Below are 24,626 nucleotides of genomic sequence, written 5' to 3'. Positions count from 1 at the left end.
CTTGAGGGGGCCGCGCCAAAACCACCAAAGGAGGATGGAGGAGTATACCGAATGCGGAGAGATCCGCGAGACGATATGGTTCTAATATCGTATGCTGCACTGCACATGTCAAGGCGGGTGGATATTTTTTTTGCATGTGCCGACAGGCGGCGCTCCGGCAAAGACCGGTGGTTTTCCCGGCGCGGCGGCGGTGATCCGGTCTAGATCCTCAAGCGTTCCACCACCCGGCCATGCTGCAGGTGCTCGTCCACGATCTCGTCGATATCCTTTTCATCGACAAAGGTGTACCACACCCCTTCCGGGTAGACGACGGCCACGGGGCCTTCGTTGCAACGATCCAGACAGCCGGCGGCGTTGACCCGCACGCCGCCCCGGCCATGAATGCCCAAGGCCTTGGCCCGCTGCTTGGCGTGATCGCGCAGGCGGGAGGCCTCGAAATGCTCGCAGCAGTTGCCGTCTTCCCGGCAGTTGGTGCAAAAAAAGATGTGTCGCTTGAAGTGGCTCATCTCGATTCCGGCTTCCAGATCAGGGGCTTCGTTAAACAGGGATTGAACAGGCTCTCACCACAGGTCGTAGACCAGATTCACCGAGGTGGTGGTGTCGGTGTTCCTGCGGTCTGCCGGTACATCCGTATTGTGCTTCACCGTCAGGGACAGGCGCATGGAAAATTTGGCATTGATGCGCATGCGCAGGGCGGCGACGGACTCGATTTCCGTATTCTCCTCGCCGGCCTGGATCAGCAGGTCTTCGGTGAAGCGGGTGTTGTCGCTGATGCGATGGTCAAGGGCCCCCACCAGGCGCAGGATGATCTCGTCCTCCTGGTCGCCGTTTGCCGGCTGGTCCTGACGCAGACCGGCGCCGGCCTCCAGGTGCAGGCGTGTTTGCGGCGAATCCACCACCCGGCGGCCATAGCCGGTGGCCAGGCTGCGCTGATATTCGTAACCGCTGAAGCGGTCCCGTTCCGCCCGGAGGGCGCCGAACAGATAATCTCGGTCCGAGACCTTGTGATCGCTCTGGAAGGCCCCCAGGTAGCGTTCCTTGGTGGTGGTGCCGTCTTCCGAGGCCAGATGTCCCTCCAGCTGCAGGGTATGCCGCCACAATGCCCGTTCATGGCGGATGCGCGTGCGGGCATTCAGACTGTCGGAGTCGGTATTGCCGCTGGTCAGGATGGCTCCCAGTTCCGCCTGCCCGCTCCAGCCTGTGCTGTTACCCCAGTCTCCGGCCTGAAGCGGCAGGGAGATGAGTGGCAGGAGCAGGCTGATACAATACGGGGAAAGCTCTTTGAAACGCATTACCAGGCAAAATTCGAATGTTCATTGGGCCGCATACTCTAACAGATCCCGCTTTTGCCGCCGGACCGCGTAGGCCCGCTGAAATCCGAGCCCTGTCAAGCCATGAGTCACTCTGAAACCTTGCGGGATACCGATCGCTGCGTGAAGTGCGGTCTGTGCCTGCCCCATTGCCCCACTTACCGGGTCACCCGGAATGAAGGGGACTCGCCCCGCGGCCGCATCACCCTCATGCAGGGCCTGATGAGTGGCGCCCTGACGGATGATGCCGCTGTGCGTCGACACCTGGACGGATGTGTGGGCTGTCGTGCCTGTGAGGCGGTCTGTCCCTCCGGGGTGCCCTTCGGCAGTCTGATGGATGCGACGCGGGCCACCCTGATCCCGCCGGCGCGAGGCGGCGGTCTGGTCAGGGGGTATCTGCTGCGCCATGCCGGGGCCCGGCGCGCGGCATCCGGTGGTCTGCGGGTGGCCGGGCACCTGGGGCTGGGGAAACTGGCGGGTATGATGGGCAGGGGTGACCGGCCGGGGCCGGCCCGTGCCGCGGCCTATCTGCCGGATGTGGCCGCCCCGCCACGGTTCCCCCCGGCGGATGCCCCCGCGGTCGGCGGTCGCGGTGCGGTGTCTCTGTTTGCCGGCTGTACCGCAGAGACCTTTGACGGGCCTTCGCTGGAGGCGGCTGCCCGGATACTGGGGTGCCTGGGTTACCAGGTCAGTGCGCCTGCAGGGCAGGTGTGCTGCGGGGCGCTGGATCACCATGCCGGTCGCACCCGGGCCGCGGCGGGGCTTGCCGGGCGCAATCAGACCGCCTTTGCCGGGGTTTCGCATCCCGTCCTGTGTCTGAACAGTGGCTGTCGCGTCCATTTGCAGGCTGCCGGGGGATTCGGTGACCGCGTGACGGGCCTGTGCCGGTTGCTGGCGGACGTGGATCTGGCGCCGCTTCACCTGATCGACACCCCCCTGAGGGTGGTCTTCCATACCCCCTGCACCCTGCGGCATGTATTGGGTGAGCATGGGTTGATGGAAGTCTTGTTGCGGCGCCTGCCCGGTGTGGAGCTGATTCCTTTGCCGGACAACGCCTTCTGCTGCGGCGGTTCCGGCAGCCACATGCTGACCCATCCGCAGATGGCCGATCGTCTGCTGGCCCCCAAGCTGGATGCCCTTGCGGACCTGGCGCCGGATGTGCTCGTGACCGCCAATGTGGGGTGCGGTCTGCATCTGGCCGCCGGTATCCGGCGCCGCAAGTCGGCGGTGCCGGTCATGAGTCTCGCCCAACTCATCGACAGTCGCTGTGCATCACCGCCTGCGTCGTAGCACCGGCCCCTTCGCGGCCGCGGGTTGTCCCAGCATTGTCTTTACCTTTGCCCGCACTGAAAAACCCTTCTGTATTCAGGGTTTGCCTGTCGCCGGACTTCCAGTATCTTCAATATCCATACCCACTGCCCGTACCGGCATGCCATGCGCCAACTGAGCCCCACCGACCGCCTGCTGTCCGCTATTGACGAAGGCTTTTGTACCCTGTTCGGCCGTCCCCGTGCCACCGAGCGCCCGGACCCGGCCCGGTCGGTGATGGAGCCGGAGCTGGATGACAACGCCCGCGTCCTCTCCGGCCGGCTCATGCGCATCAATCATGCGGGGGAGGTGGCCGCCCAGGGGCTCTACCAGGGCCAGGCCCTCACCGCCCGCAGCGGCGAGGTGCGCGAGCGCATGGCGCGCTCCGCCCGGGAAGAAAACGATCATCTGCTCTGGTGCGAGCGCCGCCTGACGGCCTTGGGCACCCACAAGAGCTTCCTCAATCCCCTCTGGTATGGCGGCGCCTTCGCCATCGGCGCTCTGGCCGGGGCGGCGGGTGACCGGTGGAGCCTGGGCTTCGTGCACGAGACGGAACAGCAGGTGATCCGTCATCTGGACGAGCACCTGGCTCGGGTCGTCCCCGAGGACGCGCCGACCCGGGCGGTACTGGAACAGATGAAGATCGACGAGGCCCATCATGGCGAACTGGCCATGTCCCTGGGCGGGGAAGTCCTGCCCTGGCCCCTGCGCAAGCTGGTGATGCCGGTGACCGCCAAGGTGATGACGGGGACGGCCTGGTGGATTTGAAGCGGAATCCCCCCTTGTCACCCGCGCACTTCCCCGTTATCATTGCGCGCTTTCCGTGATTCATGTGCACCCTGGAGTTCAGGAATGAAGACCTTTAGCGCCAAGCCCGCTGAAGTCACCCGCGACTGGTACGTGGTTGATGCCTCCGGCAAGACCCTCGGCCGGCTCGCCAGCGAAGTGGCTCGCCGCCTGCGCGGCAAGCACAAGCCCGTGTATACCCCGCACGTGGATACCGGTGACTACATCGTGATCGTGAATGCCTCCAAGGTGCGCCTCAGCGGCAACAAGGAAACCGACAAGATGTACTACCGGCACACCGGTTATGTCGGTCATATGAAGTCCGCCAGCGCGCAGCAGATCCGTGAGCGTGCCCCTGAGCGCCTGATCGAGATCGCGGTGAAGGGCATGCTGCCCAAGAACCCCCTGGGCCGGGCCATGTTCAAGAAGCTCAAGGTATACGCCGGAGCCGAGCACAGCCACGCCGCCCAGCAGCCCCAGCCGCTGGAAATCTGAACAACACCCTGATCCGGCCGCCATCGTGTGGCCGGGCAGCACATAGAGCAGGTCAAGAGATGGCAACAACCCAGAACTACGGAACCGGACGCCGCAAAGAGGCTTCTGCGCGGGTTTTTCTGCGCCCCGGCAAGGGCGAGATCACCGTCAACAACAAGCCCCTGGACATCTACTTCGGGCGTGAAACCTCCCGCATGGTGGTCCGTCAGCCACTGGCGGTGGCCGAAAGCCTGGATCGTTTCGACATCGTGGCCACGGTGAAGGGCGGCGGTGCCAACGGTCAGGCCGGTGCCATCCGTCTGGGTATTGCCCGCGCTCTGGTGGAATACGACGAGAAGCTGCGTGGCGCCATGCGTACCCACGGTTTCATGACCCGCGACGCCCGTCAGGTCGAGCGTAAGAAGGTCGGTCTGCGCAAGGCACGTCGCGCGACTCAGTTCAGCAAGCGCTGATCCCCGGCGACGGGGCAGGCTTGCAGTCACCTCGGGGCTGTCCGTCAGGATGGCCCCGGTGGTGGAGATTTTTCGGTTTTTGCTTCGGGGCTTGATTCATCGCCCCGACATGCTGTAGATTTACGCCTCGGTTTTATTGGGGGATCGTCTAGCGGTAGGACTACGGACTCTGACTCCGTCAACCCAGGTTCGAATCCTGGTCCCCCAGCCATATCCACGAAAAAGGCCCCCATGCGGGGCCTTTTTCGTGGATGTGATTCAGGAAGCCGCCAGGGTTCGAACCACAAAAAAAGCCCGGACGGAATCCGGGCAAGCGTGTCACATGCATGCTGGTGCAGAGGCGGGCATCCCTGCCCGAAAAGGCATCATCCCTTAGAAGTCGTATCGCATGCCCAGGGAGAAGGCGGTAGCGGTCTCGCCGGCGACACCGCTCGGACCGGAGGTACGGGCCTGGCTCCAGGGGTTCAGTGCGGACGCATCATCATTGTCCATCATGGCAAAGTTGCCATAGAACCGCAGGGCGCGATCGACGCGATATTCAAGGCCCAGGGCAAAGAGATTGGCATCCTTATCCGTAAGATCCGAATCCAGGGCGAAGTAGTGGGCATTCAGATACATGGTGGGGCTCAGCCTGTACTGACCGGCCACGCCGACCACCGTGCCTTCGTTTTCAGCGGCCGATTCCGATTTCTGGTAGAAGCCGGCGAGCGTGAATTCCGGGGTGATCTGATAAGCCGCCGCCAGTCTCCAGGCTTCGGGGTTGGGGCTGTTTTCGATGTTCTGGCGCTCAAAGGCGACCGCGCCGGTGAAGGGGCCGTTTTTGTAATTCAATGAGGTGCTATAGGCCCGGTTGTCACCCCCTTCGGCGGTGGTCTGATTGCGGTGATCCGTGGAAAAATCCAGATCCCAGACAAAGCCGTTCAGGGTGGGGGTGCGGTAATGCAGGGTGTTGCGGAACCGCTCATCGAAGCGGCCGTGATCCGTGGTGCGGGCGATATTGCGCAGGTCCCCCACCTGATCACCGAAGAAATTGGCAGGGCCTCGGGCGCGCTTGAAAGAGGTGTCGAAGCGGCCGATGCGCAGCATCCCCCAGTCGCCCTTGAGGCCGGCAAAGGTGTCGCGGGTGGTAAAGGTTTCGCCGGACTCGCTGCTGTCGAACTGGATTTCCTGCTCAATCTGGAAAATGGCGGTCAGTTCCGGGGTGAACTGTCTTTCACCCTTGAAGCCCAGGCGGCTGGAGTTGCTGGAGATGTTCACTTCGCTGTAATCGGCGCCGTCATCCAGGAGGTCCACGGACAGGTGGGCGCGGCCGTAGATGGTGATATCAGCCGCGGCCAGGGCGGGCATGGACAGGCCGGCGGCGACCATCGCCACCAGAAGTTTTTTGTGCTGCATGAAATAGACTCCCCAAGTGTTGTTGTAAAAAAGAGACAGCGTCCTGTGCCTCAAAACCCGGGGCGACTATGTCTTTTGGTTATTAAGGGTGCGTTAAAGCCCTATGAACTTGTGATGAACAGCCATGGAGGCAGGGGCGGCCCTCGGCCGCGAAGGCATTGCGCTGTCACCCTCGCGAAGGCATCACCCCGTCACTCCCGCGCAAGCGGGAGCCCAGGGTTTTCAGCCCGTGACTGGATTCCCGCCTTCGCGGGAATGACGGGTCCCAGGTGCCGGGCGCTGTGTGGGATCCGCAGCCCGTCGCTGGATTCCCGCTTTCGCGGGAATGACGGGTCTCAGGGGGGGGGCGCCGGATGTTGCCGATGATGGTGAAGGGGTGTGGATGGTAGACTGCCCAGTGCCCCGGCATCCGATGGAACAAGCCCCTCACATGCTGACCCTGAATAATCACCCCAACCCCGCTGCCGCGCCCAGCCTCGATCAGATGGTCGAGCTGATCCCCGATGCCTTCGTGATCTTCGACGGCGACCATCGCCTGCTGGCCGCCAATGCGGCGGCCCTGCGCTGTCTGTCCCTATCCCGCGAGGATCTGCGGGGGATGGGCTGTCATGAGTTCTTTCAGGGCGTGCCGGGTCCCTGTGACGGGGAGGGGTGTTGCCCCCTGGTCGCCGCCGGGCCGGCATCGCAACCGCTTTCAGTGCAGATCCCGGGGGGGCGGGGGCGTCGGCGTCTGAGTGTCCGGATTTCCCGGACGCAGGGCGATCAAGGGGGCTTTTTCGGCCTGCTGCTGCGCCCCGAGGCGGCGGCCCCGGCATCACCGGACGGTACCCGGCTGGTCGGGCATTCCGTACCCATGCTGGAGCTGATGCGGATGGTGGAGCGGGTGGCCCCCACCAGCGCCACCGTGCTGCTGCTGGGGGAGAGCGGCGTCGGCAAGGAGCGGGTGGCGGATTACCTGCACCACTGCTCCGGCCGCGCCCAGGGGCCGCTGGTGGTGGTGGACTGCTCCACCTTGGGGGAGCAGATCATCGAGGCGGAGCTGTTCGGCTATGAAAAGGGCGCCTTCACCGGCGCGGACCGGCGCAAGATCGGTCTGTTCGAGGCGGCCCAGGGGGGGACGCTGTTCATCGACGAGGTGGGGGAGTTGCCCTTGGCCATGCAGAGCAAGCTGTTGCGCGTGCTGGAAACCTCCCGCATCCGCCGGGTGGGCGGCACCGATTACATCCCGGTGGATGCCCGGGTGGTGGCCGCCACCCACCGGGACCTGACGGCCATGGTGGCCCAGGGCGGGTTCCGGGAAGACCTCTATTACCGCCTGTCCGCCTTCCCGGTCTTCATCCCCCCCTTGCGGGAGCGGCGGGAAGACGTCATTGCCCTGGCGGAGCACTTCCTGCGGCAGTCGGATGGTGGGTCGCTGCATCTGCCCCTGTCCGTGCCGGTGGCCGATCTGCTGGTGTCCTATCGTTATCCGGGCAACGTGCGCGAGCTGAAGAACATCATGACCCGGGCGGCGATCCTGGCCGGCACCGGGCCGCTGCTGCCCGAACACATTGCCTTCCAGTCCCAGGTCGGTGAGGAGGGGCGGATGCCCTCGTTACGCCGCGGTTCCCGTGGCGTCTGTTCTGAGGCTGGCGTGCGTGCGGCGCTGGCGGCCACGGGCGGCCACCGCGCCGAGGCGGCACGTCACCTGGGCGTCAGTGAGCGCACCCTCTACCGCTACCTGGAGAAATTCCAGATCCGGGTCTAGGTGCCCAGCGCCCGGACGGCATCTGCGGCCGGAGCCATCCGTTCGGAGTGTTCCAAAAAAACAACAAATTTCTTTTACGTCATGTCACCGTCATGACGATGACATGTTGCGTGTCATGATGTGTTGTTTTTTTACACTATCGAAATCAGCAGGTTAGTGTTTGGCATGCCTTCTGCATAATGCATATCGGCTGACACGGTCAGACTCTCTTACAACAAAGCTCTGCAGAGGAACGTAAACATGCAAAAGAAAGTACTGGTATTCGCAGTCGCCGCCGCCATGGGCCTGCCCGCCGCCGCCATGGCCGACACCACTCTGTACGGCCGCCTGAACCTGTCCACGGACATCGTGGACAACGGTGAAGACACCACCCACCAGCTGGCCTCCAACTCCTCTCGTCTGGGCGTGCGTGGTTCCGAAGACCTGGGCAACGGCCTGCGCGGCGTGTTCCAGATTGAGGCAGGGTTGCAGGGTGACAGCGGCTCCGCCTTCGGTAGCAGCAACCTGACTGGCCGTAACACCTACGTGGGTCTGGCCGGTGGTTTCGGTGAAGTTCGCGTCGGCAAGCACGACACCCCCTACAAGCTGGCCACCCTGCCGCTGAACTTCTTTGCCGATACCCTGGGTGACGTCAACCACGTTACCAGCCGTATGGCTAGCAACGATGTGTCCTTCTATCGCCGGAATGACAACACCCTGCTGTACCTGAGCCCGGACCTTGATGGCCTGCGGTTCATGGCTTCCTACACGACCGATGTTTCTGATGATCGCGCCAGCAATGCCGACGCCAATGACCAGAAGGCCTTCTCTCTGGCAGGTACCTTCACCCAGGGTCCGATGTACGTCACCGTGGCTTATGAGCAGCTGAACAACTGGGATGACGACAACAACGCCCGTGCCTGGAAGGTGGGTGGCACCTATCAGATTGATGCCCTGACCCTGGCCGCTATGTACGAAAACATCGACTCCAAGGTGGACGATATCGGTGATCGTGATGCCTTCCATCTGGGCGCCAAGTACCAGCTGGGTCAGGCCTACCTGATGGGTTCCTACACCTACGCCGGTGAGGATGATCGCGACAATACCGACGCCCAGATGTATGCCCTGGGTGCTGGCTACAGCCTGAGCCGTCGTACTGGTGTGTATGCCGTGTTTGCCCAGGTGCTGAATGAGAGTGGTGTCGGCACTGGTGCTGCTTACGGTCTGAACGGCAGTGGCAAGGGCAAAGGTGTTACCCCGTTTGACACCGGCGACAACCCGGCCGGCTTCTCCGTCGGCGTGACCCACAACTTCTAATCATCGGTCCCATACCGATGGCATTGCCCAAGGTCGCCTGACCGAAAGGCATGCACTGGAAGTTCAAAGGGTGCGGAGGGAAACCTCCGCACCCTTTTTTCGTTGACGCCCTTCTCCCCGGGGGAGAAGGGCCGGGGATGGGGGGGGAGCCAAGGAGCAAGGAGCTTTTTCCCGCCCCCTCTCCTCATTCCGGTCGGGGTGCTAGAATAAGCAACCCTCCCGCAGTGATCCCCGCCAGCCATGACCGCAAGTACCCGCATCCGCGAAATCCCCTATAACTACACCTCCTACTCCGACCGCGAGATCGTCATCCGCTTCCTCGGTGAAGGCATGTGGGACGTGCTCAATGAACTGCGCGCCCGCCGGCGTACCGGCGTCTCCGCCCGGATGCTGTTCGAGGTGCTGGGGGACATGTGGGTGGTCACCCGCAATCCTTACATCCAGGACGACCTGCTGGGCAACCAGAAGCGGCTCACCGCCCTGATCCACGCCCTGGATCACCGGGTGGACCAGATCATCGCCCGGGCCGAGGGCAATCAGCTGGCCCTGGACCTGGCGGAACAGGCCCGCCGGGCGGTACGCCGCTTCGAGGCCTGGTTCCCGGAACAAAAGGCCCTGCGCGCCCGTGCCCGCCGCCTGCTGGGCAAGGTCACCCGCAAGGACAACATCCACTTCGACGGCCTGGCCCGGGTGTCCCATGTCACCGACGCCACCGACTGGCGCGTGGAACTGCCCTTCGTGGTCATCACCCCGGATTCCGAGGCGGAGATGGCCGGGGTCATCCAGACCTGCTTCGAGCTGGGTCTGACCGTCATTCCCCGGGGGGGCGGCACCGGCTACAACGGCGGCGCCGTGCCCCTGACCGCCGATGCCGCGGTCATCAACACGGAAAAGCTCGAGGCCCTGAGCGAGGTGGAATTCGTGGAACTGCCCGGGGTGGATGGCCCCGTGGCCACCCTCCGCGCCGAGGCCGGGGTGGTGACCCGCCGGGTGTCCGAGGCCGCGGGGCGTGCCGCCCATGTGTTTGCCGTGGACCCCACCTCCCAGGATGCCTGCACCATCGGCGGCAACATCGCCATGAATGCCGGCGGCAAGAAGGCGGTGCTCTGGGGCACGGCCCTGGACAACCTGGTGTCCTGGCGCATGGTCACCCCGGAGGCCCGCTGGATCGAGGTGGAACGCCTCAACCACAACCTGGGTAAGATCCACGACCAGGAAACCGTGAGCTTTCGCATCACCCGGTTCCAGGCCGACGGCGTCACCCCCGACGGGGAGCCCCGGGTCATCGCCTTCCCGGGCCAAGCCTGCCGCAAGGTGGGGCTGGGCAAGGACGTCACCGACAAGCGCCTGCAGGACTTGCCGGGGATCCAGAAAGAGGGCTGTGACGGCCTGATCACCTCCGCCGTGTTCGTGGTCCATCGCATGGCGGCCCACATGCGCACCATCAGCCTGGAGTTCTACGGCACCGATCTGCACGAGGCGGTGCCCGCCATCGTCGAGATCAAGGACGCCCTGGAGGCCGACCCCAAGGTGCAGCTGGCCGGGCTCGAGCACCTGGACGAGCGCTATGTGCGCGCCGTGGGCTATACCCCGAAGGGGGCGCGACGGGAGCGGCCCAAGATGGTGCTCCTGGCGGACATCGCCAGTGATGACGAGGAGGCGGTGGGCCTGGCCGCCTCGAAGATGGTGCGTCTGGCCAATGCCCGCAACGGCGACGGCTTCATCGCCGTGAGCCCCGAGGCCCGCCAGCGGTTCTGGGCCGACCGTAGCCGGACCGCCGCCATTGCCGCCCATACCAACGCCTTCAAGATCAACGAGGACGTGGTGATCCCCCTGGACCGGCTGGCGGAGTACAGCGAGGGGATCGAGCGCATCAACATCCACCAGTCCCTCACCAACAAGCTGCGCATGGCCGACGAGATCCTGGCCTGCCTGGGCAAGGATCATCGCGCGCTGCTGGAGTCCCTGGCCCTGGGCAGCGAGGAGGCCCGGGGCTGGTTCGAGGGTCTGCGTCGGGCCGCGGAAGACCATGTGCAGGCGGTGCGGGGACGCTGGCAGGCCATCCTGGACCACCTGGAGAGCGACGCCGTGGCCATGGACGACCTGCTGGACGCGCCGTCCCGGGCGGACCGCCGCCCCGGCGACCGGCTGATCCAGCTGCTGCTGCGTCGCAGCCTGGTGATCTCCTACCGGCGGGAGATCGAGGCCCGGTTGTGGGAGATCTTCGACGGTCGGGACCTGGAGCCGGTGCGCCGGAGCATCCAGGCCATCCACGACCGGGTGCTCACCAGCCGCCTGTTCGTGGCCCTGCACATGCATGCCGGTGACGGCAACGTGCACACCAACATCCCGGTCAACTCCAACGACTACGCCATGATGCACGAGGCCGAGCGCATCGTGGACCAGGTGATGGCCCTGGCCCGTGAGCTGGGCGGCGTCATCTCCGGGGAGCACGGCATCGGCCTGACCAAGATCCAGTACCTGGGCGAGCCGGAGCTCAAGGCATTTGCCGACTACAAGCGGCGGGTGGACCCCATGGACCGCTTCAACCGGGGCAAGCTGCAGGCCGGCTCCGGGCTGTCCCGGGCCTATACCCCCTCCCTGCGTCTGGTGCAGGAGGAGGCCCTGATCCTGGAGCAGAGCGAACTGGGGGCGCTCAACGACGACATTCGCGACTGCCTGCGCTGCGGCAAGTGCAAGCCCGTCTGCTCCACCCACGTGCCCCGGGCCAACCTGCTGTACTCACCCCGCAACAAGATCCTGGCCACGGGCCTGATCATCGAGGCCTTCCTCTACGAGGAGCAGACCCGTCGCGGCCTGTCCCTGCGTCATTTCGACGAACTCAACGATGTGGCGGACCACTGCACCATCTGCCATCGCTGTCTCAAGCCCTGTCCGGTGAACATCGATTTCGGGGACGTGACGGCCCGCATGCGGCGCATCCTCAAGGCCCGCGGCCAGCGTCGGACCAGCCTGGCGGCCCGGGTGTCCATGACCTTCCTCAACATCAAGGACCCGGCCACCATCAAGCTGATGCGCACCGCCCTGGCCCAGTGGGGCTTTGCCGGTCAGCGCCTGGGGCACCGGGTGTTCCAGCGTCTGGGTCTGCTGAACGACGGTCGGCCTGCGGCCACCACGGGGCCGGCGCCCATCCCCGCCCGGGTCATCCACATGATGAGAAAGCCCCTGCCGGCGGGTCTGCCCTCGCGCACCACCCGGGCCATGCTGGGACTGGAAGACCCCAGTCACGTGGCCATCGTGCGGGACCCGGCGGTGGCGCCGGAGCAGGGGGAGGCGGTGTTCTATTTCCCCGGCTGCGGCTCGGAGCGTCTGTTCAGCCAGGTGGGTCTGGCCACCCTGGCCATGCTGTATCGCACCGGTGCCCAGACGGTGCTGCCGCCGGGGTATCTGTGCTGCGGCTACCCCCAGGAGTCCGCCGGCGAGGAGGCCAAGGGCAGGGCGATCACCACCGAGAACCGGGTGCTGTTCCATCGGGTGGCCAATACCCTGAACTATCTGGATATCAAGACGGTGGTGGTGTCCTGCGGTACTTGCATGGATCAGTTGCTGAAATACGAGTTCGAGCGCATCTTCCCCGGTTGCCGGTTGCTGGATATCCATGAGTATCTGATGGAGAAGGGGGTGAAGCTGGAGCCCGCGCCGGGGGTGGCGTACCTGTATCACGATCCCTGCCATTCCCCCATGAAGACCCATGCGCCGTTGCAGGTGGCGGGGGATCTGCTGGGCCGGCCGGTGACCCTGTCGGACCGCTGCTGCGGTGAGGCGGGGACCTTTGCGGTGAGTCGCCCGGACGTGGCCACCCAGGTGCGGTTCCGCAAGCAGGAGGAGATCCACAAGGGCATCACGTCGCTGACCGGGGCGCCGGTGGCGGTCGGCGGTAATGTGAAGTTGCTGACTTCCTGCCCGGCCTGTCAGCAGGGGTTGTCCCGCTACCGGGAAGATACCGGGACGGAGGTGGACTACATCGTGGTGGAGATGGCCAATGCCCTGCTGGGAGACCAGTGGCAGGCCCGCTTCATCGAGCAGGCCCGCAGCGGCGGCATCGAGAAAGTGCTGCTCTGATAAAAAAGCCCCTCTCCCCTTGCGGGAGAGGGGTTGGGGTGAGGGGAAAACGGAAAACGGAAAACCCCCTCAGGTCAGGGTCTTCACCCCATCCTTGCCCCCCAGGATCAGCACATCCGCTGGTCGCCGGGCAAAGATGCCCACGGTGACCACGCCGGCGATCTGGTTGATCTCCGTCTCCAGGGCTACCGGATCGGTCATGTCCAGGTTGAATACGTCCAGGATCAGGTTGCCGTTGTCGGTGGTGAAGCCCTGGCGCAGTTCCGGCTGTCCGCCCAGCTTGAGCATGCTCCGGCCCACATGGCTGCGGGCCATGGGGATGACTTCCACCGGCAGGGGGAAGGCGCCCAGCACGTTCACCAGCTTGGAGTCGTCGGCGATGCAGACGAAGCGCTCGCTGGCGGCCGCCACGATCTTTTCCCGGGTGAGGGCGCCGCCGCCGCCCTTGATCAGGTGCAGGTGCCGGGTGGCCTCATCGGCGCCGTCCACATAGAGGGGAAGGGGGCCGGCGGCGTTCAGATCCATCACCGGGATGCCGTGACCGCGCAACCGTTCGGCGGTGGCCTCGGAGGAGGCCACGGCACCGTCGATGCGGCCCTTCATCTTCGCCAGCAGGTCGATGAAATGGTTGGCGGTGGAGCCGGTGCCGATGCCGACGACCATGCCGTCTTCCACGTATTCCAGGGCCGCTTCGGCGGCGGCCTTCTTCATCTGGTCTTGATCGCTCACGGGAAATGCCTCCTTAGGTTGTCGGGGGGATTCTACATGAGAGCGGGGGCGTCGCACGCCTGAGCGGGTTTCTACAGAGGCACGCATCTTGCCGGGGATGGACCCGCCCCTGTATCTTCAGGCCATGTCAGCCTATCCCTATCTACAGAAGATACTCACCGCCCGGGTCTACGACGTGGCGCGGGAAACCCCCCTGGACCTGATGCCCACGCTCTCCCGGCGTCTGGGCAACCGCATCCTGCTCAAGCGCGAGGACCTGCAACCGGTCTTCTCCTTCAAGCTGCGCGGCGCCCACAACAAGATCGTTCAACTGTCCGAGGAAGCCCGCCGCAAGGGGGTCATCGCCGCCTCAGCCGGTAACCATGCCCAGGGGGTGGCCCTGTCGGCCAAGACCCTGGGGATCAAGGCGGTGATCGTCATGCCCGTCACCACCCCCTCCATCAAGGTGGACTCGGTCCGTGCCCTGGGGGCCAAGGCCATCCTCCATGGGGATTCCTACGACGACGCCTATGCCCATGCCCTGGAACTGATCGACCGGCATGGCTATACCTTCGTCCATCCCTTCGATGATCCTGATGTGATCGCCGGGCAGGGCACCATCGCCATGGAGTTGCTGCGCCAGCACCCCGACCCCCTGGAGGCGGTGTTCGTCAGCGTGGGCGGCGGCGGCCTGATCGCCGGCATGGCGACCTATATCAAGGCCCTGCGGCCCGATATCCGGGTGATCGGGGTCGAGCCCCAGGATGCCGCCTGCATGCAGCAGGCCCTGGAAAAGCAGCGCCGGGTGGTGCTGGATCAGGTGGGCATCTTCGCCGACGGGGTGGCCGTGCGCCAGGCGGGCGAGGAGACCTACCGGCTGGCCCGGGAATATGTGGACGAGATCCTGCTGGTCTCCACCGACGAGATCTGCGCCGCCATCAAGGATATCTTCGATGATACCCGAGTGATGGCCGAGCCGGCCGGTGCCCTGGCGATTGCCGGCATCAAGAAGTATGTGGAGCGAGAAGGGCTCAAGGGTGCCAGTGTGGCCGGGGTGCTCAGCGGCGCCAACATCAATTTCGACCGCCTGCGTCACGTGACCGAACGGGCGGAACTGGGGGAGCAGCGGGAAGCCTTATTCGCGGCCACCATCCCGGAGCGGCCGGGCAGTTTCCGGGCCTTCTGCAAGGCCATCGGCAAGCGCGGGATCACCGAATTCAATTACCGCTATGCCGACACCGAGCAGGCCCATATCTTCGTCGGGGTCCAGCTCAGCGGCGGCGAGGCGGAACGCAGGACCCTGCTGCAGGATTTGCGGGACAAGGGCTACCCCATCGAGGATCTCAGCGACAACGAGGTGGCCAAGGTCCATCTGCGCCATATGGTGGGCGGGCACTCGGCTCGGGCGGGGGACGAGATCGTCTACCGCTTCGAGTTCCCCGAGCGCCCCGGGGCGCTGATGAATTTCCTCGCCCACATGGGGCAGGACTGGAACATCAGTCTGTTCCATTACCGCAACCATGGCGCGGCCTATGGCCGGGTGCTGGTGGGCATGCAGGTGCCGGGCAAGGACAGGGTCCGGCTTGAGGGGTTCCTCAAGGAACTGGGCTATGTCCACTGGGAGGAGACCGATAACCCGGTGTACCGGCTGTTCCTGGGCTGATCTGCAAGGCGGGTCTTACCCGCGCTTGCCCAGGGCTTCTTCGTTGAATGCCTCGTCGATGGTGGTGATGATCTTCTCCACCATGCGAAATCCCGCCACCGGGGCGTCGTCGGCCATGTATTTCAGGCGCAGGGGGCTGAGTACCTTCACGGTGGCGCTGCGTTCCACCTCCCCCTGTCCCGTACCCGCCGCGTCCAGGGTGCCCAGGGCGGCGATGATCTCCCCGGCGATGGCGTGTTTGTGGATGCCGCGTCGCGCCCGTTCCAGGGTGTCTTCGGGGATGCCGTCCAGCAGATCGAATCCCGCATGGGCGTCCAGGTAGGTGATGAGTTCGTTCAGGGTCATGGGCATCGGCCTCCTGAAGTCATGTCGATCTTTCGTTTCCCGGGGAAAAGAAGGGCCGGGGATGAGGGAAAGCGGGTTATGAAAAGAACAGGATGTTAGTCCGCCATGGACAGAATGAATTCCCATTGCGCTTCGGTTACCGGCATGATGGAAAGCCGGTTGCCCCGCCTGACCAGGGGCATGTCGCTCAGGGCGGGGGCGGCCTTCAGGTCCGCCAGGGGAATGACTGCCCCGAATCTGCGTTCAAAGCCCACGTCCACCCGGTACCAACGGGGATCGTCCGGGGTGCTGCGGGGGTCATGGTAGGTGTGCTCCGGGTCCCAGGCGCTGGCGTCCGGATAGCCGCCCCGCACGATCCGCAGGATGCCGACGATGCCGGGGACCTTGCAGTTGGAATGATAGAAAAAGGCCAGGTCGCCTTCCTGCATCTCGTCCCGCATCATGTTGCGGGCCTGGTAGTTGCGTACCCCTTCCCAGGGTTCCACCCGCACCCGTTCCAGGTCGTCGATGCCGAAGACATCGGGTTCGGATTTCATCAGCCAGTAGGACATGGGTAATCCTTGTCTTTCATTTCAGGGTGGGTCCGGCAGGGTGATCAGGCCCTGCTCGGTCACCACCGCATGCAGGGGCACGTCCCAGGGTTCATGGGGCAGTGCCGCCACTTCCTGGAAAGCGTAGGCCATCCCCACCAGGTGGGGGCGGCGCCAGTGCCGGTGGCGGTTGAGGTGACGAAAGGTGGTGTCATAGAAACCGCCTCCCATGCCCAGCCGGTTTCCCCGGCGATCAAAGCCCACCAGGGGGGTGATGACCAGATCCAGATGAAGGGCCGGGAGACGGTGTCGGCGGCGAATGGGCGGCTCGGGAATGCCGAACCGATTGGGGATCAGGGGGGTATGGGCCTCCCAGGCCACGAACCAGAGCAGCCGGGGGTGCAGCGGCGCCAGTACCGGCAGATAGAGATCCTTGCCGGCGGCGCGGGCGGCAAGGACCAGCGGACCGGGATCGGCCTCGCCCCGGTCGGGCAGGTAGACGCCGATGCGCCGGGCGGCGCTGAACAGGGGGTGGTGGATCAGATGCCTGGCCATGGCGCGGGCGTTCATGGCCCGTGCGGCCGGGGAGAGCGCCAGACGCCGGGCGCGAAGCTGTCTGCGTAGGTCGGCGCGTGTCATGGAAGTGAAGAGGGCACACTCCGAGAGTGCCGTGGCGAGCTTTCGACCTTGAACCAATGGTTCAAGTGGGGGCCGACGCGATCTCTACAGGCTTTCCGCTACGGGGCGGACATGCACAACAAGACATCACAGAATGGCTCCCGGGGTAGTTGATTAGGCTCAAGGATAATACCCAGCCGCTCACGCACACCTCAGAGGTGCCCAAACCGTAAAACCTTTTTCATGGCCCCGCTGCCGGGACCGTACATCATGAATCCGTCTGTCGTTCGTGCTGCAGGGCGGCATCCACCCGGTCCTGCAGGGCGCGCATGCGCTGATCCAGGCCGGCGTTCTGCCGCTTCAGGGCCAGCAGCTCATGGGTGATGTTCAGGGCCGCCATCACGGCGATCCGGTCGCCACCCACGACCTTGCCGCCGTCGCGGATTTCCTTCATCCGGCGATCCAGCAGGCTGGCCGAGGCAATCAGTGCATTGCGCTCATCTTCAGGGCAGGCCACCCGGTACTCCTTGCCCAGGATCTGAACCGTGACCGGTTCAGAGCGGGGTTCCGTCATACCGCCTGCTCCATGGACTTCAATCGGTTGATCATCGACTCCACCTTCATGCGCGCCTGTTCACCCCGTTCCGAGAGCTGGGCCCGTTCCGCCAGCAGCAGTTCATTCTGCCGACGCAGCCTGAGGTTCTCGTCCCGCAGTAGTTCGCAGACCCGCAGCAATGCCTCAACCCGGGATTCCAGGTCTTTCAGGGCGGAATCCGCCGAGGCATTGTGAGCGGTGTATGTCATGGGCTCAATACTAGGACTCCGCTTCAGGGCCGTCAACAAGGATCGGTGGCGGCATGGTGCTGCGCCACCCCGGCTTGCTAGACTGCGTCCATGTATCAGTCCCCGGCCCCGGATGTTCGGCCATTACAACTGGAGAGCCCTGCCCATGATGCCCGATTATCAAGCCTTAGAGGATGCCCTGCGGGGGGCGGGTGCCGCGGCCGATGCCGCCGAGGTGCATGGCACGCTCTGCGGCATGCTCAGCGCCAATCTGGGGTCCGGCGAGATGCGCTGGTTGCAGGAGATCTTCCCCAAGGCCGGCGAGACGCCGCCGCCGGAAGGCGAGGCCCGGCGCCTGCTGGACGAGGTGTTTGCCGAAACCCGCACCCAGCTGGCCGATTCCCTGCTCAGTTTCCAGATGCTGCTGCCGGATGAGGACGATGCCCTGACCACCCGCGTGGATGCCCTGGGACACTGGTGCCAGGGGTTTCTCTACGGCCTGGCGGTGGCCGGCGTGACCGACCCGGCCAGGCTGCCCGCCGATTCGGCGGAAATCCTCAAGGACTTTTCCGATATTGCCGGTGCCGGCTTCGAGGTAGATGACGACGAAGCCAGCGAGACCGCCTATGTGGAGATCATGGAATACGTGCGGGTGGGGGTGCTGCTGGTGAGTGAGGAACTGCAGCCCCTCAAGGGACCCTCTCGCCTGCAGTGACCCCCGTCGATGACCCGGAACCAAGCTACCGCCATGAAAGAATTCGCCCGCCGCCGCCGCCAGCTCATGCGTGCCATGGGGGAGGGCAGCATCGCCGTCATCTCCGCCGCGCCGGTGCGGGTGCGCAACCATGACGTGGAATACCCTTACCGTCAGGACAGCGATTTTCTCTATCTCACCGGGTTTACCGAGCCGGAGGCGGTGGCGGTACTGGTGCCCGGCCGGCCCCAGGGAGAATACATCCTGTTCTGCCGGGAACGGGACCAGGAAAAGGAGACCTGGCATGGCCGTCGGGCCGGTCAGGAGGGGGCGGTGGAACGCTTCGGTGCCGACGATTCCTTTCCCATCGGCGATATCGCCGAGATCCTGCCCGGCCTGCTGGAGAATCGGGAACGGGTCTATACCAGCCTGGGTCGCCATCCGGAATTCGACCGCAAGTTGATCGACTGGGTCAACGGCATTCGTGAGCGGGCCCGCAGCGGCGTCCATCCGCCCCATGAGTTCGTGGCCCTGGAATACCTGCTCCATGACATGCGTCTGTTCAAGTCGGCCACCGAACTCAAGGCCATGAAGGCCGCCGCCGAGGTCACCGGTCGTGCCCACCAGCGCGCCATGGCCGCTTGCCGGCCGGGGCTGTGGGAGTATCAGCTGGAAGCGGAACTGCTGTACGAGTTCCGCCGGGCGGGGACCGAGCCTGCCTACGCCTCCATCGTGGGCGGCGGCGCCAACGGCTGTATCCTCCACTACACCGAGAACAACGAGCGGCTCAGGGACGGCGATCTGGTCCTGATCGATGCCGGCTGTGAATACCAGGGCTATGCGGCGGACATCACCCGCACCTTTCCGGTGAACGGGCGCTTTACCGAACCTCAGCGTCAGGTCTATGAAGTGGTGCTGGAGGCCCAGGCGGCGGCCATCGCCCAGGTGGTCCCCGGCAATCACTGGGATGATCCCCATGCAGCGGCGGTCAAGGTGCTCACCAAGGGGCTGGTGCATCTGGGGCTGCTCAAGGGGCGGCCTTCCCGACTGATCAAGGACGGGGCCTATCGCCGCTTCTACATGCACCGCACCGGTCACTGGCTGGGGCTGGACGTGCATGACGTGGGGGACTACAAGGTGGGCGAGGCCTGGCGCCTGCTGGAGCCGGGCATGGTGATGACCATCGAGCCGGGCCTGTACCTGCCGGCCGCGGAGAAGGGTGTGCCCAAGCCGTTCCGGAACATCGGTGTCCGTATCGAGGATGACGTGGCGGTGACCCGTACCGGGCATCAGGTCCTCACCGAGGACTGCCCCAAGGGCGTCGACGAGGTCCAGGCCCTGGTGGGGTCCGGCAACTGAAACAATCCGAAGCCGGGATCGGCATGCAGAGGACACGGTGCAGAACAGCGACTTCGATATCCTGATCGCCGGCGGCGGCATGGTGGGCGCCACCCTGGGGCTGGGCCTGGCGGACAGCGGTTACCGGGTGGGCATCATCGAGGCGCAGCCGCCCGGTGTCCCCGGACAGCCCAGTTATGACGAGCGGGCCACGGCCCTGTCCTGGAGTTCCCGGTGCATCCTGGAGCGCCTGGGGCTGTGGGCGGAACTGGCGCCCCATGCCGCGCCGATCGGTCATATTCATGTCTCCCAGATGGGGTATTTCGGCAGCGTGCGCCTGGACCATCGGGAAGAGGGTGTGGAGGCGCTGGGGTATGTGATCGTCAACCGGGTGCTGGGGCAGGTCCTGCAGACGGCCCTGGCCGCGGCGCCGGTCACTCTGATGACGCCGGCACGGGTGACCGGGTACACCAGCCATGATGATCATCTGGCGGTACAGGTGAGTCTGGACCAGGTTGCCACGCCGATACGAACCCGTCTGCTGGTGGGGGCGGACGGCACCCGCTCCGTGGTCCGCAATCTGGCCGGCATCGACATCCATGAAAGTGACTATGGTCAGGCGGGCATCATCGCCAATCTTTCCACCGAACTGGACCATCAGGGAAAGGCTTTTGAGCGTTTCACCGACGAAGGACCGGTGGCCCTGCTGCCCCTGAGTCCCGCCGAGGACGGCAGTCCCCGCTGTGCCCTGGTCTGGGTCCGTCCGGCGCATCGGCTCGACGAGACGTTGGCCTGGGACGACGGTCATTTTCTGCAGGTCCTTCAGGACCGTTTCGGTCATCGCCTCGGACGCCTGCGTCGGGTGGGGGCGCGGGTCGCCTATCCCCTGACCCGGGTGCGTGCCGTCCGGGATACGGATGCCCGGCTGGTGTTGGTGGGCAATGCCTCCCACACCATTCATCCGGTGGCCGGCCAGGGCTTCAACCTGGCGCTGCGGGATGTGGATACCCTGGCGGATCTGCTGTGCCGGGCCGGGCGGGAGGCCTCGGATCCCGGTGATGCGGGACTGCTGCAGTGCTATGCCGACCGGCGTCGGCCGGACCTGGACCGGGTGACGGGAGTGACCGACGCCCTGGCCCGGCTTTTTACCACCCCGGGGCTGGGGCACCTTCGGGGGGCGGCCCTGGCGGCCCTGAATCTGTGCGGTCCGTTGCGTCATGGGGTGGCGCGGGCGGGGATGGGATTGTAGATGCTCGGAACCCATGAACAAGGAGCCTCCATGTCGGCAACCTCCTGTGACGTCCTCATCGCCGGCGGCGGCATGGTGGGGGCTGCCCTGGCCCTGAGCCTGGCCCGCGGCGGTCTTGCCGTGGCCCTGGTGGAGTTGCACCCTCCGGCCGTTTTCGCGGCGCCGGACGGCGAGCATGACCTGCGGGTGTCCGCCATCAATCGTGCCTCCCAGCGCCTGTTCCAGGCACTGGGGGTCTGGGAGGGGATGCGGGCCATGCGGGTCAGCCCCTATCAGGCCATGGAGGTCTGGGATGCGGGCGGCAACGGACATATCCGTTTCGAGGCCCGGGAACTGGGGGAGCCGGATCTGGGACATATCATCGAGAACCGGGTGGTCCAGCGCGCACTCTGGGATGCCCTCGAGGCCGAACCCGGGGTGACCCGGTTCTGTCCGGATGCCGTGACCCATCTGGACATCAGTGCCCGTGAGGCCCGGGTGACGCTGGAGAGCGGGGTCCGGATCACGGCATCGCTGGTGGTGGGGGCCGATGGTGCCCGATCCCGCATCCGCGAGATGGCCAGGATCGGTCTGGACAGCCGGCGCTATGACCAGCAGGCCCTGGTGGCTACGGTGCGTACCGCCTTGCCCCATCGGGAGACCGCCCGGCAGCGTTTCCTGCCCACCGGACCGCTGGCCTTCCTGCCCCTGGCGGATGGCCGCTGCTCCGTCGTCTGGTCGGCCGATGACGAGCGGGCCGAGCAGTTGCGAGACCTGGATGACGCCGCCTTCCGCGAGGCCCTGGCGGAGGGTCTGGACCATCGTCTGGGAGCGGTGCTGGAGAGCGGTCAGCGGGCGGCTTTTCCGCTGCGAGGCTCCCAGGCCCGTCACTATGTGCGTCCTCGGCTGGCACTGGTGGGGGATGCGGCCCACACCATTCATCCCCTGGCCGGGCAGGGGGTGAACCTGGGATTCCAGGATGCCCGGACCCTGGTCGAGGTGCTGCTGCACGGGGGAACGGGGGATCCGGGTGAACTCCGCTTGCTACGTCGTTACGAGCGTGCCCGGCGGGGAGATAATGTCGTCATGATGCGGGCCATGGAGCTGTTCCGCTACGGCTTCGGCAGCGCGCTGCCGCCGCTGGCCCTGGGGCGGAATCTGGGGCTGACGCTGGCGGATCGCGCCGGACCGATCAAGAAGACCCTGGCTAGACGCGCCCTTGGGCTGGATTCACCCCGCCCGCCTTGTCGGCCGGGTTAGACTACGTGGGTCCGATGCACGAGCATCCGTCTTTCCGTTTCAACTTCAGGGGCGTGCTGCCATGAGAGAATTCTGGGATAACCGCTATTCGGGAACGGAGTATGTCTATGGCACCGCGCCCAATGCCTATCTGCTGGCCCACCACCCCCTGTACAAGCCGGGCCAGAACGTGCTGGCGGTGGGGGATGGGGAAGGGCGTAACGGGGTCTGGCTGGCCACCCGGGGGCTGTCGGTGACGGCGGTGGATTTTTCCCAGCAGGCCCTGGCCAAGGCCCAGGCCCTGGCGCAGCACCAGGGGGTGATCCTGGAGACGGTCTGGGCGGATCTGGTGGGCTGGCAATGGCCCAAGGATCATTACGACCACATCATTTCCATCTACCTGCACCTGCCGCCCACCCAGCGGCGTCAGGTGCACCGGGCCATGCTGGAGGCCCTCAAACCCGGTGGCCTGTTGCTGGTGGAGGCGTTTCACCCGGAGCAGATGGACTATCACAGCGGCGGTCCCCGGGATCCGGGCATGCTCTACAACGGTGTGATGCTGAGGGAGGATTTTGTCGGTGGCGAGTTCATGGAGTTGGCGGAACTGGCCGTCGAACTAGACGAGGGGCCGGGGCACCGGGGGCGGGCGGCGGTGACCCGCGCCCTGATCCGGCGGCCGGAGGTCTGACCGCCCCTCATCCCCGGCGGGGAGAGGGGGTGAGGTGATAGGAACAGAAAAGGCAGTTCCGGTTCCGGCACGCCTGGGGTATAGTTCACCCCTTGATAGGGCTGCCCCTGGGGCAGCCTCGGCAGCGTGGGAGAGACCTCCCTCACCGGAGGCGCCGAAGGCGCAACTTCCGCCCGGAAACGCTCAGGCAAAAGGACCGCGCTGCCCGATATCGACTCTGGAGAGTGGTCCGACAGACCCACCGAAGGGGATAACCCACCACGGGTTTAATCTCTCAGGTTTCAGGACAGAGGGGCGGCCGATACCTGCGGGAAGGTTATCGGCTGCCCCTTTTTCATTGAAACCGGAGTCGAACATGACATTACGCCGCACCACATTGCATGCCACCCACGAGGCCGCCGGTGCCCGCATGGTGGATTTTGCCGGCTGGTCCATGCCCGTTCACTACGGTTCCCAGATCGACGAGCACCACGCCGTGCGTCGCCAGGCCGGCATGTTCGACGTCTCCCACATGACCGTGGTCGACGTGGACGGCCCCGGTGCCCGCGACTACCTGCGTCACCTGCTGGCCAATGACGTGGACAAGCTCAAGGCCCCCGGGCGCGCCCTCTACAGCTGCATGCTCAACCAGGAAGGGGGCGTGCTGGACGACCTCATCACCTATCGTCGCGCCGACGGCTACCGGGTCGTGGTCAATGCCGCCACCCGGGACAAGGACCTGGCCTGGATGCGCGATGTGGCCTCAAGGCTGACCGGCACGGCCCCGGTGGAGATCCGTGAACGGGACGATCTGGACATGATCGCCGTTCAGGGTCCCGCGGCCCGCGATCTGTGCCTGCCCCTGCTGCCCGAGTCCCTGCGGGAGTCTGCCCGGGCTCTGACCCCCTTTACTGCGACGGAAGACGGTGACTGGTTCGTGGCCCGGACCGGCTACACCGGCGAGGACGGCTTCGAGGTCATCCTGCCCGTCACCGCCACCCCAGGCTTCTGGCAGGCCCTGGCTGCGGCCGGCGTGCGTCCCATCGGTCTGGGCGCCCGGGATACCCTGCGTCTGGAAGCCGGCATGAACCTCTACGGCACCGACATGGACGAGCAGATCAGCCCCCTGGAGTCCGGCCTGGGCTGGACCGTGGCCTGGGCGCCCGCCGACCGGGATTTCATCGGCCGTCAGGCCCTGGAACGACAGCAGTCCGACGGCGTGCAGCAGTGCCTGGTGGGGCTGGTGCTGGAGGGGCGGGGTGTCCTGCGCGGTCACATGAGCATCACCGCCGGCGAGGCGGGGCAGGGCGAGACCACCAGCGGCAGCTTTTCCCCCACCCTGGGCGTGTCCATCGCCCTGGCCCGAATCCCGGCGGCTGCCGGTGAGCGGGTGACGGTGGAGATCCGCGGCAAGCAGGTCCCGGCGAAGGTGGTCAAGCCGCCGTTCGTACGCCATGGCAAGGCCCTGGTCGATCTCTAAACACCGACGTTCCGTCGAACCCGAACCCATTTTCCCGATACCCCGAACCCTTCATCAGGAGTCCCCATGAGCAACGTCCCCGCAGAACTCAGATACGCCGCGTCCCACGAGTGGGTCCGCAAGGAGGCCGACGGCACCCTCACCATCGGCATCTCCGACCATGCCCAGGAACTGCTGGGTGACCTGGTGTTCGTGGAAACCCCGGAAGTGGGTGCCCATCTGGATGCCGGTGGTGCCTGCGCCGTGGTGGAATCCGTCAAGGCCGCTTCCGATGTCTACGCCCCCGTCGCCGGCGATGTGGTGGCCGTCAATGAACAACTTGCCGACAGCCCCGAACTGGTCAACGGCGATGCCTATGGCGAGGGCTGGATCTTCCGTATCAAGCCCACCGACGCCGCTGCCGTGGAGGCCCTCATGGATGCCGATGCCTACGCTGCCCATCTGGAAGCGGAAAGCTGATC

24 protein-coding genes, 1 tRNA gene, 1 other RNA gene and 2 riboswitches are annotated in these 24,626 nt (G+C 65.3%); of the genes, 16 read left to right on the top strand and 10 right to left on the bottom strand.

Translation table 11 applies throughout. The features are described 5' to 3' along the window. Positions 1-200 precede the first annotated feature (200 nt). Positions 201-506, bottom strand: a complete 306-nt coding sequence (locus LQ956_RS01405; protein WP_238622774.1) for a (2Fe-2S) ferredoxin domain-containing protein — start codon at positions 504-506, stop codon at positions 201-203. 54 nt (positions 507-560) lie between these two features. Continuing rightward, positions 561-1,292: a DUF481 domain-containing protein gene (locus LQ956_RS01400; RefSeq protein ID WP_238622773.1), complete on the bottom strand. Its 732-nt coding sequence runs from the start codon at positions 1,290-1,292 to the stop codon at positions 561-563. 102 nt (positions 1,293-1,394) lie between these two features. On the opposite strand from LQ956_RS01400, the gene LQ956_RS01395 reads away from it, so the two are divergent. From LQ956_RS01395 to LQ956_RS01375, 5 genes are all read left to right on the top strand, one after another. After that, complete coding sequence (locus LQ956_RS01395) at positions 1,395-2,600, top strand: (Fe-S)-binding protein (RefSeq protein WP_238629226.1); 1,206 nt, start codon at positions 1,395-1,397, stop codon at positions 2,598-2,600. Between the two features lie 144 nt (positions 2,601-2,744). Beyond that, positions 2,745-3,386: a 2-polyprenyl-3-methyl-6-methoxy-1,4-benzoquinone monooxygenase gene (coq7, locus tag LQ956_RS01390; protein ID WP_238622418.1), complete on the top strand. Its 642-nt coding sequence runs from the start codon at positions 2,745-2,747 to the stop codon at positions 3,384-3,386. Positions 3,387-3,470: 84 nt separating this feature from the next. Continuing rightward, on the top strand, positions 3,471-3,899 hold the full coding sequence (rplM, locus tag LQ956_RS01385; protein WP_238622416.1) for a 50S ribosomal protein L13: 429 nt from the start codon (positions 3,471-3,473) through the stop codon (positions 3,897-3,899). A 59-nt stretch (positions 3,900-3,958) separates the two neighbouring features. Then, entirely contained in the window at positions 3,959-4,351 is a 393-nt protein-coding gene (gene rpsI / locus LQ956_RS01380) for a 30S ribosomal protein S9 (RefSeq protein WP_238622415.1), read from the top strand. 137 nt (positions 4,352-4,488) lie between these two features. Then, positions 4,489-4,562, top strand: a tRNA-Gln gene (locus LQ956_RS01375). Positions 4,563-4,723: 161 nt separating this feature from the next. On the opposite strand, the gene LQ956_RS01370 is transcribed toward LQ956_RS01375, so the two are convergent. Next, entirely contained in the window at positions 4,724-5,746 is a 1,023-nt protein-coding gene (locus LQ956_RS01370; RefSeq protein WP_238629224.1) for a porin, read from the bottom strand. 430 nt (positions 5,747-6,176) lie between these two features. Here LQ956_RS01370 and LQ956_RS01365 point away from each other — a divergent pair, with 430 nt between their 5' ends. The 3 genes from LQ956_RS01365 to LQ956_RS01355 all read left to right on the top strand — a co-directional run bounded on the left by LQ956_RS01365 (position 6,177) and on the right by LQ956_RS01355 (position 12,872). Further along, positions 6,177-7,493 carry a sigma-54 interaction domain-containing protein gene (locus tag LQ956_RS01365; RefSeq protein ID WP_238629222.1) on the top strand — a complete coding sequence of 439 codons (1,317 nt, stop codon included), beginning with the start codon at positions 6,177-6,179 and terminating at the stop codon, positions 7,491-7,493. A 240-nt stretch (positions 7,494-7,733) separates the two neighbouring features. After that, a complete protein-coding gene (locus LQ956_RS01360; protein ID WP_238629221.1) occupies positions 7,734-8,789 on the top strand; it encodes a porin in 1,056 nt (351 codons plus the stop codon). 240 nt (positions 8,790-9,029) lie between these two features. After that, on the top strand, positions 9,030-12,872 hold the full coding sequence (locus LQ956_RS01355; RefSeq protein ID WP_238629220.1) for a DUF3683 domain-containing protein: 3,843 nt from the start codon (positions 9,030-9,032) through the stop codon (positions 12,870-12,872). 69 nt (positions 12,873-12,941) lie between these two features. Here LQ956_RS01355 and rpiA read toward each other — a convergent pair whose 3' ends face one another. Further along, positions 12,942-13,583, bottom strand: coding sequence for a ribose-5-phosphate isomerase RpiA (gene rpiA, locus LQ956_RS01350; protein ID WP_238622421.1), 642 nt, complete (start codon positions 13,581-13,583; stop codon positions 12,942-12,944). A gap of 142 nt (positions 13,584-13,725) precedes the next feature. Here rpiA and ilvA point away from each other — a divergent pair, with 142 nt between their 5' ends. Next, positions 13,726-15,243, top strand: a complete 1,518-nt coding sequence (gene ilvA / locus LQ956_RS01345; protein ID WP_238622420.1) for a threonine ammonia-lyase, biosynthetic — start codon at positions 13,726-13,728, stop codon at positions 15,241-15,243. A 15-nt stretch (positions 15,244-15,258) separates the two neighbouring features. Here ilvA and LQ956_RS01340 read toward each other — a convergent pair whose 3' ends face one another. The 6 genes from LQ956_RS01340 to LQ956_RS01315 all read right to left on the bottom strand — a co-directional run bounded on the left by LQ956_RS01340 (position 15,259) and on the right by LQ956_RS01315 (position 17,540). After that, a complete protein-coding gene (locus LQ956_RS01340) occupies positions 15,259-15,588 on the bottom strand; it encodes a hypothetical protein (RefSeq protein ID WP_238622410.1) in 330 nt (109 codons plus the stop codon). 95 nt (positions 15,589-15,683) lie between these two features. After that, the gene (locus tag LQ956_RS01335; protein ID WP_238622409.1) at positions 15,684-16,139 is read right to left on the bottom strand and encodes an EVE domain-containing protein; all 456 of its coding nucleotides are present in this window, start codon (positions 16,137-16,139) and stop codon (positions 15,684-15,686) included. Between the two features lie 21 nt (positions 16,140-16,160). Continuing rightward, on the bottom strand, positions 16,161-16,757 hold the full coding sequence (locus tag LQ956_RS01330) for a 5-formyltetrahydrofolate cyclo-ligase (RefSeq protein WP_238622408.1): 597 nt from the start codon (positions 16,755-16,757) through the stop codon (positions 16,161-16,163). Between the two features lie 14 nt (positions 16,758-16,771). Beyond that, positions 16,772-16,958, bottom strand: a non-coding RNA gene (gene ssrS, locus LQ956_RS01325) — 6S RNA. 46 nt (positions 16,959-17,004) lie between these two features. Continuing rightward, positions 17,005-17,310 (bottom strand): cell division protein ZapA, encoded by a 306-nt coding sequence (locus LQ956_RS01320; RefSeq protein WP_238622407.1) that lies wholly within the window; start codon positions 17,308-17,310, stop codon positions 17,005-17,007. After that, positions 17,307-17,540, bottom strand: coding sequence for a TIGR02449 family protein (locus LQ956_RS01315; RefSeq protein ID WP_008931138.1), 234 nt, complete (start codon positions 17,538-17,540; stop codon positions 17,307-17,309). Before LQ956_RS01315 ends, LQ956_RS01320 begins: the two co-directional genes overlap by 4 nt. A gap of 145 nt (positions 17,541-17,685) precedes the next feature. Between LQ956_RS01315 and LQ956_RS01310 the strand changes: the two genes are divergently transcribed. From LQ956_RS01310 to gcvH, 7 genes are all read left to right on the top strand, one after another. Beyond that, the gene (locus tag LQ956_RS01310) at positions 17,686-18,234 is read left to right on the top strand and encodes a UPF0149 family protein (RefSeq protein WP_238622406.1); all 549 of its coding nucleotides are present in this window, start codon (positions 17,686-17,688) and stop codon (positions 18,232-18,234) included. Positions 18,235-18,267: 33 nt separating this feature from the next. Continuing rightward, positions 18,268-19,572, top strand: coding sequence for a Xaa-Pro aminopeptidase (pepP, locus tag LQ956_RS01305; RefSeq protein WP_238629215.1), 1,305 nt, complete (start codon positions 18,268-18,270; stop codon positions 19,570-19,572). A 37-nt stretch (positions 19,573-19,609) separates the two neighbouring features. Further along, complete coding sequence (ubiH, locus tag LQ956_RS01300; protein WP_238622404.1) at positions 19,610-20,800, top strand: 2-octaprenyl-6-methoxyphenyl hydroxylase; 1,191 nt, start codon at positions 19,610-19,612, stop codon at positions 20,798-20,800. Positions 20,801-20,830: 30 nt separating this feature from the next. Further along, positions 20,831-22,039 carry a UbiH/UbiF/VisC/COQ6 family ubiquinone biosynthesis hydroxylase gene (locus LQ956_RS01295; RefSeq protein WP_238629214.1) on the top strand — a complete coding sequence of 403 codons (1,209 nt, stop codon included), beginning with the start codon at positions 20,831-20,833 and terminating at the stop codon, positions 22,037-22,039. Positions 22,040-22,100: 61 nt separating this feature from the next. Then, positions 22,101-22,706 (top strand): class I SAM-dependent methyltransferase, encoded by a 606-nt coding sequence (locus LQ956_RS01290; protein WP_238622402.1) that lies wholly within the window; start codon positions 22,101-22,103, stop codon positions 22,704-22,706. Positions 22,707-22,823: 117 nt separating this feature from the next. Continuing rightward, a riboswitch (glycine riboswitch) is annotated at positions 22,824-22,915 on the top strand. A gap of 1 nt (position 22,916) precedes the next feature. Then, positions 22,917-23,006: riboswitch (glycine riboswitch) on the top strand. 55 nt (positions 23,007-23,061) lie between these two features. Then, a complete protein-coding gene (gene gcvT, locus LQ956_RS01285) occupies positions 23,062-24,165 on the top strand; it encodes a glycine cleavage system aminomethyltransferase GcvT (protein ID WP_238622401.1) in 1,104 nt (367 codons plus the stop codon). 66 nt (positions 24,166-24,231) lie between these two features. After that, on the top strand, positions 24,232-24,624 hold the full coding sequence (gene gcvH / locus LQ956_RS01280; protein ID WP_238622400.1) for a glycine cleavage system protein GcvH: 393 nt from the start codon (positions 24,232-24,234) through the stop codon (positions 24,622-24,624). The last annotated feature ends 2 nt before the right edge of the window (positions 24,625-24,626 follow it).

Source organism: Ectothiorhodospira lacustris, assembly GCF_022227845.1.
GTDB lineage: Bacteria > Pseudomonadota > Gammaproteobacteria > Ectothiorhodospirales > Ectothiorhodospiraceae > Ectothiorhodospira > Ectothiorhodospira lacustris.
The sequence above is the reverse complement of the archived record's forward strand: the minus strand, read 5'-3'. Positions and strand labels throughout refer to the sequence as shown.